The 17,663-nt window shown below is 63.0% G+C and carries 14 protein-coding genes, 1 tRNA gene and 1 pseudogene; 8 read left to right on the forward strand and 8 right to left on the reverse strand.

Features of this window, described 5'->3' with window-relative positions; all coding sequences use genetic code 11:
• Position 1 precedes the first annotated feature (1 nt).
• Positions 2–1,258, reverse strand: a complete 1,257-nt coding sequence (locus GPL20_RS14680) for a molybdopterin molybdotransferase MoeA (RefSeq protein ID WP_157330180.1) — start codon at positions 1,256–1,258, stop codon at positions 2–4.
• Between the two features lie 9 nt (positions 1,259–1,267).
• Positions 1,268–1,795 carry a molybdopterin-guanine dinucleotide biosynthesis protein B gene (mobB, locus tag GPL20_RS14685; RefSeq protein WP_157330181.1) on the reverse strand — a complete coding sequence of 176 codons (528 nt, stop codon included), beginning with the start codon at positions 1,793–1,795 and terminating at the stop codon, positions 1,268–1,270.
• A gap of 212 nt (positions 1,796–2,007) precedes the next feature.
• Between mobB and fdhD the strand changes: the two genes are divergently transcribed.
• Positions 2,008–2,898 carry a formate dehydrogenase accessory sulfurtransferase FdhD gene (fdhD, locus tag GPL20_RS14690; protein ID WP_157330182.1) on the forward strand — a complete coding sequence of 297 codons (891 nt, stop codon included), beginning with the start codon at positions 2,008–2,010 and terminating at the stop codon, positions 2,896–2,898.
• On the forward strand, positions 2,888–3,535 hold the full coding sequence (mobA, locus tag GPL20_RS14695) for a molybdenum cofactor guanylyltransferase MobA (protein ID WP_309143250.1): 648 nt from the start codon (positions 2,888–2,890) through the stop codon (positions 3,533–3,535). The genes fdhD and mobA overlap by 11 nt, the downstream gene beginning before the upstream one ends.
• Before the next feature lie 136 nt (positions 3,536–3,671).
• On the opposite strand, the gene GPL20_RS14700 is transcribed toward mobA, so the two are convergent.
• From GPL20_RS14700 to GPL20_RS14710, 3 genes are read right to left on the reverse strand one after another with little or no spacing between them, the layout of a single operon-like run.
• Complete coding sequence (locus tag GPL20_RS14700; protein WP_167533030.1) at positions 3,672–5,627, reverse strand: molybdopterin biosynthesis protein; 1,956 nt, start codon at positions 5,625–5,627, stop codon at positions 3,672–3,674.
• A gap of 13 nt (positions 5,628–5,640) precedes the next feature.
• Complete coding sequence (locus tag GPL20_RS14705) at positions 5,641–6,747, reverse strand: molybdopterin-binding protein (RefSeq protein WP_157330185.1); 1,107 nt, start codon at positions 6,745–6,747, stop codon at positions 5,641–5,643.
• Between the two features lie 54 nt (positions 6,748–6,801).
• On the reverse strand, positions 6,802–7,635 hold the full coding sequence (locus GPL20_RS14710; protein ID WP_157330186.1) for an ABC transporter substrate-binding protein: 834 nt from the start codon (positions 7,633–7,635) through the stop codon (positions 6,802–6,804).
• Between the two features lie 407 nt (positions 7,636–8,042).
• Here GPL20_RS14710 and GPL20_RS14715 point away from each other — a divergent pair, with 407 nt between their 5' ends.
• The gene (locus GPL20_RS14715) at positions 8,043–8,936 is read left to right on the forward strand and encodes a substrate-binding domain-containing protein (RefSeq protein WP_157330187.1); all 894 of its coding nucleotides are present in this window, start codon (positions 8,043–8,045) and stop codon (positions 8,934–8,936) included.
• Positions 8,937–9,043: 107 nt separating this feature from the next.
• Positions 9,044–10,273, forward strand: a complete 1,230-nt coding sequence (locus GPL20_RS14720) for an ABC transporter substrate-binding protein (protein WP_347340034.1) — start codon at positions 9,044–9,046, stop codon at positions 10,271–10,273.
• 114 nt (positions 10,274–10,387) lie between these two features.
• On the opposite strand, the gene GPL20_RS14725 is transcribed toward GPL20_RS14720, so the two are convergent.
• Entirely contained in the window at positions 10,388–11,353 is a 966-nt protein-coding gene (locus tag GPL20_RS14725) for a TAXI family TRAP transporter solute-binding subunit (protein WP_157330188.1), read from the reverse strand.
• A 107-nt stretch (positions 11,354–11,460) separates the two neighbouring features.
• Between GPL20_RS14725 and GPL20_RS14730 the strand changes: the two genes are divergently transcribed.
• From GPL20_RS14730 to GPL20_RS14740, 3 genes are all read left to right on the forward strand, one after another.
• Complete coding sequence (locus tag GPL20_RS14730; RefSeq protein WP_167533031.1) at positions 11,461–12,438, forward strand: Bug family tripartite tricarboxylate transporter substrate binding protein; 978 nt, start codon at positions 11,461–11,463, stop codon at positions 12,436–12,438.
• Positions 12,439–12,776: 338 nt separating this feature from the next.
• Positions 12,777–12,852 (forward strand) — tRNA-Ile (locus GPL20_RS14735).
• 258 nt (positions 12,853–13,110) lie between these two features.
• The gene (locus GPL20_RS14740) at positions 13,111–16,164 is read left to right on the forward strand and encodes an HD domain-containing protein (RefSeq protein WP_157330190.1); all 3,054 of its coding nucleotides are present in this window, start codon (positions 13,111–13,113) and stop codon (positions 16,162–16,164) included.
• Positions 16,165–16,336: 172 nt separating this feature from the next.
• Here the strand turns inward: GPL20_RS14740 and GPL20_RS39550 are convergent.
• Together GPL20_RS39550 and GPL20_RS14745 are read right to left on the reverse strand one after the other, a co-directional pair.
• Positions 16,337–16,414, reverse strand: a pseudogene (locus GPL20_RS39550) (DUF3833 family protein); the annotation flags it as partial.
• 177 nt (positions 16,415–16,591) lie between these two features.
• Entirely contained in the window at positions 16,592–16,777 is a 186-nt protein-coding gene (locus GPL20_RS14745) for a hypothetical protein (RefSeq protein WP_157330191.1), read from the reverse strand.
• A gap of 466 nt (positions 16,778–17,243) precedes the next feature.
• Here GPL20_RS14745 and GPL20_RS14750 point away from each other — a divergent pair, with 466 nt between their 5' ends.
• Positions 17,244–17,624: a hypothetical protein gene (locus GPL20_RS14750; RefSeq protein ID WP_157330192.1), complete on the forward strand. Its 381-nt coding sequence runs from the start codon at positions 17,244–17,246 to the stop codon at positions 17,622–17,624.
• Positions 17,625–17,663: the final 39 nt, after the last annotated feature.

Here is a 17,663-nt window from a genome sequence, read left to right on the forward strand (position 1 = left end):
ATCAGATCAGGCTGGCATAGGACAGGAAGCCGACGCTCTGCCCCGGCTCCACGCCCGTGATGCCCTCCCCGAGTTCAACGAGGCCATCGGTCTCGACCAGCGAGGACAACAGCCCGGCCCCCTCGCGCGGGAACTTGACCGCCTCCAGCGCACCATCCTCGCCGCGTCGCAGGGAGACGCGAACATATTCGCGGCGGCCTGCCTTCTTCTTGTAGGTGAAGGCTGCGCGCAGCGGGATCGGCGTCAGCGGCTCCGGCAGGCTGCCGGCGAGCGCCAGCACTGTCGGCCGCACCACATGGACGAAGGTGACAAAACTCGCGACGGGATTGCCGGGCAATCCGATCAGCGGCGTGCCCTCGATGATGCCCATCGCCACCGGCCGGCCCGGCTTGATCGCCATCCGCCACAGCACCAGCGAGCCGATGCTCTCGACCGCCGCCTTGACGTGATCCTCCTCGCCGGTCGAGACGCCGCCGGTGGTGAGGATCAGGTCGTGCGCGCCTGCAACTCGCTTCAAGCCGTTGGCGAGCGAGGTCTGCTCATCGCGCAGGATACCGAGGTCGCTGACCTCGCAGCCAAGCCGGCGCAGCATCGCCATCAGCATGAAGCGGTTGGAGTCGAACAGTTGCGACGCAGCGCGCGGCGCGCCGGGCGACGCCAGCTCGTCGCCGGTCGAGAACACCGCGACGCGGATGCGCCTGACGACGTCGAGGCTGGTCAGGCCGAACGCAGCAGCGAGCGCAACGTGCTGCGGCAGCAAGCGCTGGCCGGCGCGCAACGCGATAGACCCTTGCGGGATGTCCTCGCCCGCAGGGCGGACATTGGCCCCCGGTTTCAGTCCCGGCGGCAGCACGATCTTGCCAGCCTCATCGATGCGGACATCTTCCTGCATGAAGACGGTTTCGGCATCCGGCGGCATCGGCGCGCCCGTGAAGATGCGCGCGGTGTGGCCGGGCTTGACCGGCACCTGTGCGAGGCCGCCGGCCTGGATGCGGCCGTCGAGCGGAAACGCCCGCGCCTCGCCCTGCGGCAGGTCGGCGTTGCGCACGGCATAACCGTCGACCGCCGAATTGGTGAACGGCGGCAGCGGCAGGGGCGCCGCAACGTCCCGCGCCAGCACACGCCCGTCCGCATCGACGAGCGCAGCAGTTTCGAGATCGGCAATCGCGTTGACACGCGTCGTGATCAGGCCGACGGCCTCGTCGACCGACATCATCGGTCCGCCGAAAGCAAAACAATCGTCCGACAGTTGCGCCATGGTGCCTCGTCAGCGCATTGCAGCGCTTTTCGCGACCGCTTCCTCGACCGGCATCGCCATGCGCAGCAGCAACGCCGCGGCAGCCTCGATATCATCGAGATGGACAGTCGGCAGCCGGGTTTCAACGGCCACGTCGGCCACAATGCCGGCAATTCCGGGATCGTCGGGAAACAGCAGCGGCTTGCCGTTGGCGCCGCGATGCACCTCGATCTTGCGGTGCGGCTCGCGCTTGAAGCCCTCGACCACGACCAGATCGACCGCGCTCAGCTTGTCGAGCAGCTCCGGCAGCCGCGGCTCCGCGGCGCCGCGCAGCTCGTGCATCAAGGCCCAGCGGTTCGCCGACGAGACCAGCACCTCGGCCGCGCCGGCCTCGCGATGGCGCCAGGAATCCTTGCCGGGCACGTCGACGTCGAACTGGTGATGCGCATGCTTGATCACGGAAACACGCAGGCCCTGCGCGTTGAAATGCGGGATCAGCCGCGTCAACAGCGTGGTCTTGCCCGCCCCACTCCAGCCTGCAAGGCCGATGACTTTCATTCCAGCTCCGTCTCCGCGCGACCTGGTCTTTGGTGGAACCGCCGTCCGGCGTCCCCTCCCTGTCATTGCGAGCGCAGCGAAGCAATCCGGAATCTTCCGCGGCGGCACTCTGGATTGCTTCGCGCCGCTCGCAATGACGAACGGAGGCATTTCACCTGGTCCCCGCCATGCTTATATCGGCTTGAGCCGAATGTCATGCTAACGTCGCAACCATGATGAAGATCGACAAAGCCCCGGTGCCCCTGATCGTCCCTGATACGGACGACCCGCGCCTGACGCAGAGCGTGACCGGGACCGACCAGACCGGCGCCAAGGTCGAAATCAAGGTGCCGATGGAACGGCCGCTGACGCTCTACCTGAATTCCCAGGAGATCGTCACCATGATGACGATCGGCGACTATCCCGAATATCTGGCGCTGGGCTACCTGCTCAACCAGAACATGCTGAAATATAGTGACGCGGTGACCGAGGTCGAATACGACGACGACCTCCAGGTCGTCGTCGTGCGCACCGAGCACCACACCAATTTCGAGACCAAGCTGAAGAAGCGCACGCAGACCTCGGGCTGCGCGCAGGGCACCGCCTTCGGCGATCTGCTGGAGGCGGTCGAGAGCGTCGCGCTGCCAAAGGCCGAGCTGCGCACCTCCTGGCTCTACCAGATGACGCAGACCATCAACACCATGCCCTCGCTCTATCTCGAGGCCGGCGCGATCCACGGCTGCGTGCTGTGCAAGGAAGGCACCCCGCTCTGCTACACCGAGGATGTCGGCCGCCACAACGCCGTCGACAAGATCGCGGGCTGGATGTACCGCCACGGCGTCGATGCGTCCGACAAGATCCTCTACACCACGGGACGCCTCACCTCGGAGATGGTGATCAAGACCGTGCGGATGGGAATCCCGATCCTGGTGTCGCGCTCCGGCTTCACCGCCTGGGGCGTCGATCTCGCAAGGCAGGTCGGGCTGACGCTGATCGGCCGCACCCGCGGCAAGCGCTTCATCGCGCTCGCGGGCGAGGAACGCATCGTCTACGACCAGAACCTTGCTTACGTCGAGGAAGAGTCGGCCAAGCACAAGCGCAAGGGTGAAGGCGGTGACGACTAACGTTCCGACCACGAGTGTTCCGCCAACTCTTGGCGTGCTGCTCGCCGGCGGCCTCGCACGCCGCATGGGCGGCGGCGACAAGCCGATGCGCAGCATCGGTGGGCGCACCATCCTGGAGCGCGTGATCGCACGGCTTTCGCCCCAGTGCAGCGGACTGATCCTCAACGCCAACGGCGATCCCACACGCTTCGCCGCGTTCGGCTTGACGGTCGTCGCCGACGACGTGCCCGGCTTTCCCGGCCCGCTCGCCGGCATCTTGGCCGCGCTCGACTGGACTGCGGCGAACCAGCCGGAGATCGAATGGGTGCTCAGCGCCGCCGGCGACTGCCCGTTCCTGCCGCGCGATCTCGTCGCGCGCCTGCATGAGGCGCGAGAGCGAGAGAGTGCGCAGCTTGCGGTCGCAGCATCCGGCGACCAGTCGCATCCGGTGATCGGCTTGTGGCGCGTCGCCTTGCGCAAGGAACTGCGCCACGCCCTGGTCGTCGAGGACCTGCGCAAGATCGACCGCTGGACCGCGCGCTATCCGCTGGCGACGGTGACGTGGCCGACTGAGCCGCTCGATCCCTTCTTCAATGCCAATACGGTCGAAGACATCGCAGAGGCGGAGCGGCTCGCGGCGCTGGATGACGCGGCCTGATCAAGGCTCACGCCGCCAGCGGCGTAGTCCAGGCGTCGTAGCCATAGACCCAGCCCGTATCAGTCCGTTCCTTCAGCCAGACGTTGGCGCGCCATCGCGTCCCCCTGTCGCGCGGCTTGAACGCCGCGTCGTCGATCTACGCGGGCCGAAATCCAGCCCGCTCCAGCGCGGCGCGCGCCTCATTCGAGGCGAGTGCATCGAGAAAGGCCCGCACCGCCGGCCGGTCCTTGCGCGCCGTCACCAGCGCGAAGTCATAATGCTCTTCCGCGAGCGGAATGAAACCGAGGCCGACCGCATGGGCGACCGGCGCAATGGTCATGCCCCAATCGGCACGGTGCTGCGCGACGGCCGCGGCAACTGCGTTGTGCGAACGCGGCTGGTTCCAGTAGCCTTCCGGCCGCGCGCCGCCGAGCAGCCGATCGATCAGGATACGGGTGCCGGCGCCCTGATTGCGGTTGACCATGATGCAGGCTCGATCGGCCAGTGCCGCCGCAACGGCGTCCTTTGCGCCGAGCCCCTCGAAGCGCTTGTCGCCCTTCCGAAACACGATGCCCTGCATCCGCCGCCAGCCCGGTACGAGCTCGAGCCCCTCGACCAGATAAGGCGTGTTGTAGGCCTCGCTTCTGTCGTCGAACAGATGGATCGGCGCGAGATCGCATTCGCCGCGCCGCGCGGCGGCAAGCCCGCCGAGGCTGCCGACTGCGATCGAGCGCACGGTCAGGCCGGCATGCGCGAGTTGCGCGGTGACGAGATCGAGGCCCGTGCAATGGCTGCCGACGATGACGAGATCGGGCACGCGGACATGCGGCGTGAACAGCGTCACCTCGGCCTCGGTCCCGGCCGGCATCTGGTCGGCGAGCGCGTCGATGCGCAGGAAGCCGTCGGCCTGCGCGAAGGATGTGATCGCACCAGACCCCTTGCCGGAGGGATAGGCGATCAAGCCGTCCCTGCCCCTGCCCTCGACCAGCGAGACCATCACGAACTCGGTGCGGCCGAGCTCGGAGGCAATGCGCACCGGCACGGTCGCGTTCACCTTGGCATCGGAGCGCGGTGGCAGTCCGGCCATCCTGCGCAGCACCGGCACGATCGTGTCGTGGAAGGTGAACATCGCCGAGGTCGGAAAGCCCGGCAGGATCACCACCGGCTTGCCGTCGCACACGGCAAGGCACAGCGGCTTGCCGGGCTTGAGCGCAACGCCATGCGCGATGATGCCGGGCTGGCCGAGCCGGCCGATGATGCGATGGGACAAATCGCCCGTGCCTTTCGAGGTGCCGCCCGACAGCACCAGCATGTCGGCATCCGCCAGCGCGTTGCGCATGGCGGCTTCGAGCTTGGCTTCATCGTCGGGGATGGCGCCAAGAAAGATCGCCTCGCCGCCATTCTCGTCGATCGCAGCCGCGACGATCGCACCATTGGTGTCGTAGATCGCGGCGGGCGTGAGCGGACGGCCGGGCTGAACCAGTTCGTCGCCGGTGGAGATCACGGCAACGCGTGGCTTGCGCGCGACGTTCACCTCGGCAATGCCGCAGGCCGCCAGCATGCCGATCTCGCGCGAGCCGATGATCGTGCCGACGCGCAGCAGCGCCTCGCCGCGCGCGATGTCGGATCCCGCATAGGACACGAATTGCCCGGGAGAGGTGGCGCGACGGACCTCGATCGCGTCCGATCCCGCCGGCTGGGTGTGCTCGACCATGACGACGGCATCGGCACCGCGCGGCAGCGGACCGCCGGTGGCGATCGCCGTTGCTGATCCGGCCGCCACTTGCAAGGTCGGGGCTGTGCCGCAATGGATGGTCTCGCCGTTCAGCGCCAGACGAACAGGCGCGCCTTCGCCCGCCGCGACGACATCCGCCGAGCGCACGGCAAAGCCATCGACATTGGAGCGGTCGAACGGCGGAACATCGATCGGTGCCGTGACGTCTTCGGCGAGCGCCGCACCGAGTGCATCGGCGAGCTTGCGCGCTTCGCTCGGGATCGTGCGCGGGAACAGCGCCGCCTCGAAGCGTGCCAGCGCATCCTCCCGCGACAGGATCTTGAGGAATTGCTCCTGTTCGAGCGCGCTGCGGTCCTGCGATCGTGGATTCATCGTCATGCCGGAACCCATGTCATTGCCGCATCAGATAGGCATCGACCGGCGTGCCTGCCGCAAATCCCTCGTGGCTGGCGGGAACGAGCAGCCATGCATCGGCACGGGCAATCGCCTGGAGCGGCCATTCGCCCACGGCAAGCGGCATCCATGCACGATGTTCCTCCGCCAGCAGAGCGATCTCGGCGATGCCGACACTGGATGCGACCTTGCGCGCCAGCGGCAGGGTCACCTGTCGGCGCGGCCGGCGCGCAGATAACCGGTCGATCAGCGGCAGCATGAGCGCGAACCAGGCCGCGAGCGCATGGTCCGGCGAGCCGGGCAAAGCCACGACCGGAACCTTTCCCAATCGGCCGACCGCAGCGGTGCGGCCGGGCTGGAGCGCTAGACCACGCGCGATGACGTCGCCGCGCAGGGCCAGCGCGGTGACAACGGCATCCCGGCGGCCGACGCCGCTGCCGCCGACCGTTAACAGCACATCGCAATCGGATGCATCGAGCCCATCGGCAATCGATGCTTCATCGCGCGCGCCGGCTTCAAGCGTCTTCACATTCAGACCCACTGCGCGCGCGATCTCCGCGATCATCTGCGCCGTTGCCGTCGCGCCCGGCACATTGACGATGCGCAGCCGGGGCCGCCGCACGCTGAGTTTTTCCAGCCCCGCGACGCGCGCGATCAGCAGATCGGCCGCACCGACAGGACGTCCCTCGGCGCCGGCGGGCGTGTGCTCGGCGACGTCGCTGCCGGCGCGCCTGACGCCCTGCCCCGGGACCCCCTCTGCCAACACCTGAGACAGCGGGCCCGACAGCTCGACTGCATCCGCATCGAGCACGCAGTCGCATCCCTCCGGCATCGCGTCACCCGCATCGACCCACGCCGGTGCCCTGGTCAGAGGCAGCGGCGAATAGGCGGACGCACCGACGAGATCATTGGCGGATAGCGCCCAGCCGTCTGCGGCGGCGATGTCGTGGGAGGGACAGGCCGCCAGCAGCGGAAGGCCCGCGGCAATGCAGCCGGCCGCTTCCGCCAGCAGCAGCTCCACCGGCGCGACAGGTTCAATGCCTTGCAGCAACGCGGCGAGCGCAGTGTCGAGCGGCGTGAGCGGGGACGGCAGGCGCTGGGTCATGCGCCAAGATGGACCATGCATCGCCCGGTTTGGCAACCGCCGGTGCTGCGGGTCTCAGCCGCCCGACCTGTCCGAATTGGGGAAGAACAGCTGCTGACCGTCGACCTTGTAGCCGGCGATCGCCGTCTGCCCCTCAGGCGAGGTCAGCCAGTCGATGAAGGTCTGCGCGAGATCCTTCTTCACGTTCGGAAACATCCCGGGGTTCACCAGCATCACGCCGTACTGATTGAGCAGCCGCCTGTCGCCTTCGACGACGACGTCGAGATCGCCGCGATCCCTGAACGAGATCCAGCTGCCACGGTCCGACAGCACATAAGCGTTCGCGGCGCGTGCGGCATCGAGGGCCTTGGTCATGCCGGGCCCGGCCTCGCGATACCAGGCGCCCTTGGCGCTCGCGATGTCGATGCCGGCGACGATCCAGAGCGCGAGCTCCGCGGCGTGAGTGCCCGAGCGATCGCCGCGCGTCACGAACGGCGCGCCCTTGGCCTCGATCGCCTTCAGCGCGGTCGCGATGTCCTTGCCCTTCACGGCGGCGGGATCGCTCTTCGGCCCGATCAGCACATAGTCGTTGTACATCACGTCGAGGCGCTTCACGCCGAAACCATTGGAGACGAATTTCTCCTCCTGCGGTCGCGCATGCATCAGCACGACGTCGACCTCGCCCCTTCGCGCCCCGTCGAGCACTTCGTCGGCGCGCCGCGCGATCACCGTCACGTCGATGCCGGTCTTCTCGCGGAAGATCGGCAGCAGATAATCGAGCAGGCCGGACTCCTGTGTCGCCGTCGTCGTGGCGAGGACTATGCCGCGGTCCTCCGCGGACGACGCCGCAACGCCCACGGCAAGGCCGCAGAAAAGCGCGAATGCAACGGACAGGCGGCGGACGGCCATGATCGGGTTCCCATTGGCTAAGGCGCGATCATGATGATGATCGATTGCGCCGCACTCGTGACGCGTTTGCAGCTCGCGGCACCTGAGCGGACAACAGGAGATAGAGCGCACGTCGCGCCACTACCGGCGGCCGACTTCACCTCGCAACTGCGATCGTGCTGCGAACGGCGCACTCGGGAAATCTCGGCAACGCGCGGACGGAATGCCGATTGCAATCGCGCGGTGACCGCTGGGGCTCACACCAGACGAGCGCCGCAGATCGTTCACCAAAGCAAAAATCGCGAACTCTGATGTGTTGCAAAGCAACGAGATCATCGGGCATGGTTCCCAGCGAACACGAATTGAAATGCAGAATTCCACCTGCGTCGAACGTCAAAAAGAAGCAAGAATTTGCATAGGAATGCAGGATGGAATTCCTGACGACCAGCGAAGCCGCCGACTATCTCCGGCTCGGCGAACGCAAGCTGTACGAACTCGTCACCACCGGTGCGATCCCCTGCACCAAGGTGACCGGGAAGTGGCTCTTTCCCCGGCACGAACTCGACCTCTGGGTGCTGTCGGGACTGGCGCGCCCGGCCGGCATGCGGACCGCGGAGCCGCCGCCGGTCGTGGGTGGCAGCCAGGACGAACTCCTGGATTGGAGCCTGCGCGAGTCCGGCTCCGGCCTCGGATCGATGAGCGAGGGCAGCGCACGCGGGCTCGAGCGCTTGCAACGTGACGAGGTGATGGCCGCAGCAGTGCACTTCCACAGCCTGGATGCCGAAGGCAATCTCGCTCGCGATGCCAGCGTCGAAGCGTTGCGGGCCGCCCCGGACCTGCACGATGCGGTGCTGATCGCGTTCGTGCGCCGCGAGCAGGGCCTCGTGGTGCCGCAAGGCAATCCCAAGCGGCTGCGCGGCCTGTCCGACGTGCTCGCGCTCGGCGCCAGGATGGCGATGCGGCAACAGGGCACAGGGGCGCAGATGCTGCTGGACGGCCTGCTGAAGGGCGCCGGCGCCTCGACGCGGGACTTGCGACGGATGGAGCCGCCTGCCCTCACCGGGCCGGATCTCGCCGAGGTCGTCCGCGCGGGGCAAGCCGATTGCGGCATCGCGACGCGCGCCGCGGCGCGCTCGGCCGGGCTCGATTTCGTGCCGCTGGTCTGGGAGAACTTCGACCTCGCGATGCGGCAGCGCAGCTATTTCCGCCCCGCCATGCAGGCCTTGATCCGGTTCCTGAGCGAAAGGCGGCTGCGGCAGCGCGCCGAGGAGCTGACCGGCTACGATCCCTCGCCGGCAGGGCAGATCCGCTTCGCGGCCTGACATTGACGCCTGCCCCTGAATAGTTGCAAAAGAAACCAATTCAGCCGGGCCGTACCCGGGACAAAGCAACACCGGCCAACGAGCCGGATCAGGGGAGGAGGACAAGCGTGAATCCAATCAGATTTGGACTGCCGGTCGCTGCCGCCTTCGTCGTGACGTTCTTGGCGGCGGCGCTGCTGCCAGGCACGGCATCGGCGCAGGTTTCCGACAACGTCGTCAAGATCGGCGTGCTGACCGACATGAACGGCCCCGCCTCCGCGCCGACCGGCCAGGGCTCGGTGACGGCGGCGCAGATGGCGATCGACGATTTCGGCGGCACCGTGCTCGGCAAGCCGATCAGCATCGTGATCGGCGACCACCAGCTCAAGGCCGACATCGGCGGCACGATCGCGCGGCGCTGGTACGACGTCGACCAGGTCGACCTGATCGTCGACGTGCCGGTCTCCGCGGTCGGGCTCGCGGTGCAGAACGTCGCCAACGAGAAGAAGCGGCTGTTCATCACCCATTCCACCGGCACCGCGGATTTCCACGGCAAGTTCTGCTCGCCCTACGCGATCCAGTGGGTGTTCGACACCCGCGCGCTCGCGGTCGGCACCGCGGATGCGGTGGTCAAGCGCGGCGGCGACAGCTGGTTCTTCATCACCGACGACTACGCCTTCGGCCATTCGCTGGAGCGCGACGCCTCCGCCGTCGTCACCGCCAATGGCGGCAAGGTGCTGGGCTCGGTGCGGCCGCCGCTGGCAACGCCCGACCTGTCCTCCTTCGTGCTGCAGGCGCAGGCCTCCAAGGCCAAGATCATCGGCATTGCCGCAGGTCCCCCCAACAACATGAACGAGATCAAGACCGGCTCGGAGTTCGGCGTGTTCAAGGGCGGCCAGCAGATGGCGGCGCTGCTGGCGCTGATCACCGACATCCACGGCCTCGGTCTGCAGGCCGCGCAAGGCCTTCTGCTGACGACGTCGTTCTACTGGGACATGGACGACAAGACGCGCGAATGGTCGAAGCGCTATTTCGCCAAGATGAACAAGATGCCGTCGATGTGGCAGGCCGGCGTCTATTCGAGCGTGATGCACTATCTCAACGCCATCAAGGAGACCGGCACCGACGATCCGCTCAAGGTCGCCGCGAAGATGCGGGAGAAGCCGATCGAGGATTTCTTTGCGCGCAACGGCCGCTTGCGCGAGGACAATCTGATGGTGCACGATCTCTGGCTGGTGCAGGTGAAGACGCCGGAGGAAAGCAAGTATCCGTGGGACTATTACAAGATCCTCACGACGATCTCCGGCGACAAGGCGTTCGGGCCGCCGGACCCGGCATGTGCGCTGGTGAAGAAGTGACGATCGCTTAAAGCGATCGTCATTCCGGGGCGGTGCAAAGCACCGAGCCCGGAATCTCGAGATTCCGGGTTCGCGCTTTGCGCGCCCCGGAATGACCGTCGCCTTGAGCGACGGTCATTTCACCACGCCGATCTCGCGGAAATATTTCATCACCCCCGGATGGATCAGCTCAACCTTCGGCGCGGCCGCGACCGTGTTCGCGGCCGTGGTCTCGCAGGCCTGCGCGAGCGTCTTGCAGAACGTCGCTTCGACACCGTGCAGCGTCTTCGCCAGCCGATAGGCGACGTCGTCGGGCAGGTCCTCGCGCGTGAGGATAAAGCTCCATGAGCCGAGCGAGGCGATCGGCTCGGACTGCTTCGGGTAGGAGCCGGCCGGCACGGTCAGCGGCTTCAGGAACGCATGCTTGGTGCGGATGCGCGCGATCTCTTCCGCACTCGGGGCGATGAAGCGCGCGCCTGACGCGCTCGAGGCCACCGCCGCAAAGCCGGGCCAGCCGATGCCGGCGCCCCACAGCGCGGCGACGCGACCGTCCTCGACCATCGCGGGACCGTCGCCGGCGCGGTCGAGATAGATCGCCTTGAAATCCTCGTCCTGCTTGAGGCCGAGGCCATCCAGCACGTAGCGCGCCAGGATCGGCAGGCCGGAGCCCCTGGCACCGAACGCGACCGGCTGGCCGACGAGATCGCGGATGGTTTTGTAGGGACTGTCCGCCCGCACCACGAACATGCCGGGATTGGAATAGATCGCGGTGAGGATCTTGAGCCGCGCCGGCGCGCGGCCGACGCCGGCAAAGGCTTCATAGGCCGGCTCGCCCGCAACCAGCGCCAGATCGAGCTCGCCCTTCTCCAGCAGCGGAATGTTCTCGTTGCTGCCCTTGGTGTTGCGCGGAGCGATGGACATTTCCGGATCGGCCGCGTTCATCACCTCCGCGAAGGCATTGCCATAGAGCGGGAAACCGCCGCCGGGCGTCGCGGTGCCCAAACTGATCGTCGTGATCGGAATGGTCTTGCCTCCGGTTTGGGCAGCGGCGGGGCATGCGAGCAGCGCCGCACTGACGAGGATGGGAAAAGCGAATCTCATGGTCGTTCCCGATCGGCCCGCGTCAACATCGACTTGCGATGATGTAGGCAGCGGCCGAATTTTGTGAAAGCATGGTGCCCAACGACAATAGAACAATGGGAGGTGTCATGTTGCGAATTTTGCGTAACTCTGTTTTCGGGATCATCGTTCTTTCAACGCTTTTCGCCTTCACGCCTCGCGCCTCCGCCGCCGACTACCCCAACCGCCCCGTGCACTGGCTGATCGGCTTTTCCGCCGGCGGCCCGGTCGACATCGTGGCGCGGATCATGGCGCAGTGGCTGTCGGACCATCTCGGCCAGCAATTCATCGTCGAGAACCGCACCGGCTCCGGCGGCAACATCGCGGCCGCGGCTGCGATCAACGCGCCCGCCGACGGCTACACCCTGCTGTTCGTCGCACCCAACAACGCGATCTCGACCTCGCTCTACAAGAAGCTGCCGTTCGACTTCCTGCGCGACACCGTGCCGGTCGCGAGCATCATGCAGCTCACCAACATGCTGGTCGTCTCCAACGCGTTTCCCGCCAAGACGGTCCAGGAGTTCGTCGACTATTGCAAGGCCAATCCCGGCAAGATCTCCTTCGCCTCGTCCGGCAACGGCACCTCGGTGCACATGTCGGCCGAGCTGTTCAAGGTGATGACCAAGTGCGACATGGTGCACGTGCCCTATCGCGGCTCGGCGATCGCCTTCCCCGACATCATCTCCAACAAGGTGCAGCTGATCTTCGACAATCTGCCGTCCGCGCTGGAGCAGGTGAAAGGCGGCAATGTCCGCGCGCTGGGCGTGACCTCGCCGCAGCGCTGGCCGAGCGTGCCCGACGTGCCCGCGATCGCCGAGACCGTGCCGGGCTTCGAATCGGTCGGCTTCTACGGCATCTCCGCGCCGAAGGGCACCCCGCCCGAGGTGATCGAGACCCTCAACAAGGCCGTCGGCGAAGCGCTGAAGGACCCGAAGCTGGTCGCCCGCCTCACCGAGGTCGGCGGCCTCCCCAAGCCGATGACGCCGGCCGAGTTCGGCAAGCTGGTCACCGACGAGACCGAGAAGTGGCGCAAGGTGGTGGAGTTCGCCGGGGTTTCGGTGGACTAGGCGGCGGCTTGCGGGGCCTGTCACTCACCGGCAAGGCGTTTGAGGGGGCCGAGACGCCCCCTCAAAACAAAAAGTGCGAAAACAACCCCATGCACAGTAGAAGACGCCAGCAATCACAGCGGGTTAGAGGGGGCAAAATGAGCCCGGCGGGAACATTTGACTCGTCGGGCAAAACAGGGGCATAAGAGCATTATCGGCAATTTCGGTAATTCGAAAATGATCGGCGGTGCAGCGCCGGCGTCTCGGTCGGCCGGAACCGGCATTGCACCCCCGCCGCCATCCCTGTAAACGAACCGCGCACCGTTGCCGGCCGCTGCCAAAGCGGCCGCCTCGCGGCGGGGCCTGTAGCTCAATGGTTAGAGCCGGCCGCTCATAACGGTCTGGTTGCAGGTTCGAGTCCTGCCGGGCCCACCAATGAAATATGAGGGTTTGCGTGTTCTGATCTCGCCCCGCCTTTAGCCCCGAGAATGACCAAAGCACCGTTGGTCTCGCATTAGCTTTGATGCCGCTTGCCTCGAAGTGCCGGCTTGCGAAGCCGTGGCCGCGTGCTGTGAGGTCGTCAGACGATGATCGAGATCGAATATCTTGAGCGCTAGTTTTGATAAACGTTGCCGACATCAGTCACGGTTGTATAAAAGCTAGACACAATTTAGATCACCAAAGGGGGGACATTTGGAAAAGTTAAAGAACGCTGAGGAGCGGGCTTTGGCAGCGACCGAGCTCGAAGCATTTCCTATCCAGCTTTATGAGATTCGCAGGACGGTCAAGTCGATATTAGACCTTTTTGGGCGGAGCAACATCTTCGCCGAGTACACGGTCCACGACTTTTCGCACGTCGAGAAGATGCTGGATGATCTTGAGTGGATAATCCCGGCGGAAAGTAAAAGCAGGATGACCCCTGCAGATTGGCTTCTTATCGTTCTTTCGATCTATTTTCACGACCTGGGTCTAATTGTTACCGAAGATGAATTCTCCAATCGCGACAAGGCTGCATTTCAGGAATTTTGCAATAACGTTCTCTTTGCAAGCACTGACGGCAAAGACTATCAAATCAAGGTCGAAACACTGGGTCAGGACAAGGCCGAGAGATTCTTTTACCAAGAGTTCGTTCGATACAATCATGCGAAACGGGTAAGAGCTTGGATCGAAGGAACACCCAGCGACGCGCTTGGATATGCTAAGGCACAACGCGAAGAGTTGGCTCGACTCTTCGCACACATCGACCCTGATTTTCGAAGAGATCTCGCAATAGTTTGCGAGAGTCACAATCTTGATGACCTTGATGATTTGGGGAAATACAAGATCTTCAAACCCTACGGTCAAAGGTCAGAGGAAAGCGCCAATATTCTCTATGCGGCGGTGATACTTCGAACGACAGACCTTCTTCAAATCACCAGGCAGCGCGCACCGTCGGTGATGTTCCGAATGATAAATGCTACTGATCCTATAAGTCAGGTCGAATGGGCCAAACAGAACGCGGTCAAAGCTGTTATTCCCAAACCGGCCAGTGACAAGAGCGGACAGGTAAACTCTTCCATTCAGTCGGACACAATCTCGGTTTACGCTAAGTACGACAATGAGAATGGTTTTTTTGGTTTAACATCTTACTTGGCATATGCAGACAAGCAGTTGAAGTACGCCTTTGGATGCGTGCAGAAGTCCAAGGCACAAACTGCCAACTGGCTTGATTTCCCTTGGAAAGGGATCGACGACTCGCAGGTTGAAGCCGTGGGGTTCATACCCAGGCCATTCGAATTCCAAATTGATCAAGCCAAAATACTAGATTTGCTTACAGGCCATACTCTCTACAATGATAGTTCGGTCGCAATTAGAGAGTTAGTCCAAAATTCTATCGACGCTGTCCGCTTGCAGTGCGACTTGCAAAAAGTTGATTCGTTCTCGCACGGCAGAATATCCATCCATTGGAATTCAGCAGAACTCACACTCACGATCACCGATAATGGTACCGGAATGACGCAGGATATAATCGAGCGTCATCTGTTGAGTGTCGGCTCGTCACGCTATCAAGATGCCAAATTTAAAGAGCAGAATCCGACGTTCTCACCGATAAGCCGCTTTGGCATCGGCGTTCTATCTGCGTTCATGGTCGCGGACAATGTCCAGATTGCAACGTTTCATGACGAGCAAACGGAGGGACGCCAGATCTCCTTGAGATCTGTTCATGGGAAATACTTGATCCGGCTACTCGATAGACATTGTTCTGAAGCCAGAGAAATTGGGCGTCACGGCACTAAGATCGTCCTGAAAATGCGGGCTAGTGCAAAGCGCGTCAATGTAATGGATACTTTGCAAAGATGGATCGTTTTTCCTAGATGCCACGTTCAACTAACAATCGATGGTAGTCCTCCTCAATTAGTTGGATACCGCTCGCCAAGGAGCGCTCTTGAGAAGTATCTTTCGACGGCGCAGCACGGATTCAAACCCGAGCAAATCGAAGTTCATGAAAAGCGCATCAGAGGCATTACACTCGCATTCGCGACGTTCTATAGCTCACATTTCCGGGACAGAAATTTCCTTCAGAATAATGAAAGTTATCATCAGCGCGGTAAGCCGACCCCGCCGGTTGGCGTCTGTGTGGAGGGCATAAGAGTTGAATTTCAGTCACCTGGATTTCCCGGCAGAACTGGGCTGCTCGCCATTGCAGACTGCCATGGAAATGATGCACCGAAGACAAACGTTGCTCGATCGGCTCTAGAAAGCGAAGCGGATCAATCCAACATCGCGTCGGCCGCTTTCGAACTCTATCTTGATCAAGTGCGAAATGAAGTGAAGCGATTGCAAGAAGAGGAGGGGTTTACACTCGCGTATTCCATAGAGCAGTTCCCTTTTATTGCGGGCCCTCTGTACTCGCACACTGATAAGGTGACCGAAGCTTTTCGTCATTTTCCGATGTATATGCTGGAGGACAACAACGGACGCTCGGCAGCATCGGTATCGGATCTCCACGATCTAGGCGGCTTTTGGACCGTGGAATCAGCTTCAATGGCCTCGTTGATTCAGCTGCTCAAAGATACAACAAAGACAGTGACATGTAAGCAAGTCGCGGAGTTTGCGCAATTCAAAGGCGCTGAGCTGCCGAACGAACCTCTTATTACAAACTCCTACCTTTCTGTAATGCCAAAGCGGCTGTTAGAAGGAGAGTTCGAGATCTGCGAACTTCGAGCGTCGATTGCTGATCGTAGAATCGACGCAAAATGGTCACCCATTAACGGGGACGCGCCACGGTGGATAAACATCGCGGACATAGAGCAAAAGCTCTCCATCGAACTTCGCGAACAACTGCATCTGGCCAAGCGACGCAATGAGGAGAGGCGCCAGTACGTACTCGGTCGCGGCAGCTCAATCTCCCGAATAGCCTTGGCTGAGCTACCCTTACACGGTTTAGAGGGTTACTTTAGCGCGCGTGCGATGGGTACCCATCTAATGCTACCCGGTACGCCATTGGCAGATTATTTTAGGTCTTTGTATGCCTCTGGCGCCCTCGTCTCGCTCTTGTCCTGTCTTGACGTTCTCGGGCAGAACGCTCGCCTTACGGACGCTGTCATTGCTCAGTTTGAGTATCATTTAAACGAAACTGCCTCGCGATTGGCAGGTACGGCGAAGATCGACATCGCTGGTTTTACCGAAGCGCTTCTTAAGATGGAAAATCGTCTGGCTACGTTCAATCCGTGGAGTTGGGACCGCCGCGAGGAGGTTGAAAGATGACGCTCTCGTCCCCGCGGCTCAGGCCTATTGTGCGTATAGGCTGCAAAGCGATGCAGCGGAGAGGACTCCCAAAGGCGGAACTCTCTCCCTTCGACATTGCCATTAATGCACGAGATTTGTGGGCGCATTGCCGCTTCGCACGGACCGAGTGTACTGTGACGGTCTGCTAAATTCATAGCTTCCGATAAGTAACATGCGCCGTCGCGAACGAGATGCCTGCGCGCCCGGCACTTCCGCGAACGATGCAGGCGCGTCTCCATGAGATCACGATGAATCGTCATCGCGCTTTAGCGTAGTCATTTGAGCATGATCTCCGCGCAAACGCGTTCCGCGTTTGTCGCGAGGGAAAACCGCTGCGCACTTTGCGCTAGCGCACCCCTTCGTGCCCAGATCATGCTCTAGCCGGATCGATCGACGAGACCTGCACTCACGCCACTGCTCCAAGCGATGGCAGCCCTTGCGCCTCTACGTCGACCAACTCATTCAGCTCCGCTTCCAAGTCCAACACGATATCGCGAAGCAGAGCCGCCGCCACCGGGTCTGTCGTTTCGAGCGCCATCAAACGAAAGCGCTCGACATCGTGCCAGCGCTCCTTCCACTCGCTGTCAGTCATGGCTCCCCCATGCGCTGATCCCCCAGCGGGCACGGGTATTGGTTCCTCAAACTGTGAAATTATTGCGGCACGATGGGGCATAGTCCCTGTCCCAACCCCTTCGGCGGCGGGCAAGGTGAGCGCGAGACAGACGCCCGGCGCTGTCGGGACGACGACAGCAGCGGTATTTGCGTTCCCTCCCCCTTGCCGGCACCGCCATCGCATACGGCGAAAAAACTGGCGAATAGCTCGCCCGCGGCCACCCTTCGAGACGCCCGCCTGCGGCGGGCCCTCAGGATGAGGTCGGTTTTTGCGGCGAAGTATCGGATCCTCATGGTGAGGAGCCCGCCAAAGCGCGGCGTCTCGAACCATGCAGGCCGGGCTCATCCGGCAGCCTCCAACGTCATATGCGAGCGTTGAACCGAATTGACGCGCCGGCCGACCAATGAATTGGTGTCCGGCGGTCCACCTTCGAATGAGGTGCCCGATGTCAAAGGCAAAAGAGCTTGCCGACCGAGCCCGAGCGTTTGAAGAACGCGCTGCGACGGCGACCGATCGTTCAGCACGAGAACACTATCGCGAGATGGCCGCTCACTGCCGCGCGCTTTCCATCGAGCATCGCGAAGTCGAACAATTGCAAAAGCTTTCCCGGGCTGGATTTGAACAGCTGGCAAGGAGGAGCAGCCTGCCTTCATTTCAGAATGCTGACAGACCGACCTTTCAGCGCGCCATGGCGGTGGGCATAGCGCTCTGCGTCGCTTTTGTCGCCGTCAGCTTCTCATTGCGGCCGCAGGCCGCCGACGATCGCGTGCTGGTCAAGGCCGATCGCCTGATGCGGACCGCTGGCGATCCATCCAAGGCGAGATAGTCTGCCCCTGAAGCGCTAGTCCTGCCTGCAGATAGTCCT

Source organism: Bradyrhizobium cajani, assembly GCF_009759665.1.
GTDB lineage: Bacteria > Pseudomonadota > Alphaproteobacteria > Rhizobiales > Xanthobacteraceae > Bradyrhizobium > Bradyrhizobium cajani.

Coding starts and splice junctions, on each gene's coding strand:
- GPL20_RS14680 (WP_157330180.1), bottom strand. CDS start 1,258: ATGGCGCAACTGTCGGACGATTGTTTTGCTTTCGGCGGACCGATGATG.
- mobB (WP_157330181.1), bottom strand. CDS start 1,795: ATGAAAGTCATCGGCCTTGCAGGCTGGAGTGGGGCGGGCAAGACCACG.
- fdhD (WP_157330182.1), top strand. CDS start 2,008: ATGATGAAGATCGACAAAGCCCCGGTGCCCCTGATCGTCCCTGATACG.
- GPL20_RS14700 (WP_167533030.1), bottom strand. CDS start 5,627: ATGACGATGAATCCACGATCGCAGGACCGCAGCGCGCTCGAACAGGAG.
- GPL20_RS14705 (WP_157330185.1), bottom strand. CDS start 6,747: ATGACCCAGCGCCTGCCGTCCCCGCTCACGCCGCTCGACACTGCGCTC.
- GPL20_RS14710 (WP_157330186.1), bottom strand. CDS start 7,635: ATGGCCGTCCGCCGCCTGTCCGTTGCATTCGCGCTTTTCTGCGGCCTT.
- GPL20_RS14715 (WP_157330187.1), top strand. CDS start 8,043: ATGGAATTCCTGACGACCAGCGAAGCCGCCGACTATCTCCGGCTCGGC.
- GPL20_RS14725 (WP_157330188.1), bottom strand. CDS start 11,353: ATGAGATTCGCTTTTCCCATCCTCGTCAGTGCGGCGCTGCTCGCATGC.
- GPL20_RS14730 (WP_167533031.1), top strand. CDS start 11,461: ATGTTGCGAATTTTGCGTAACTCTGTTTTCGGGATCATCGTTCTTTCA.
- GPL20_RS14745 (WP_157330191.1), bottom strand. CDS start 16,777: ATGACTGACAGCGAGTGGAAGGAGCGCTGGCACGATGTCGAGCGCTTT.
- GPL20_RS14750 (WP_157330192.1), top strand. CDS start 17,244: ATGTCAAAGGCAAAAGAGCTTGCCGACCGAGCCCGAGCGTTTGAAGAA.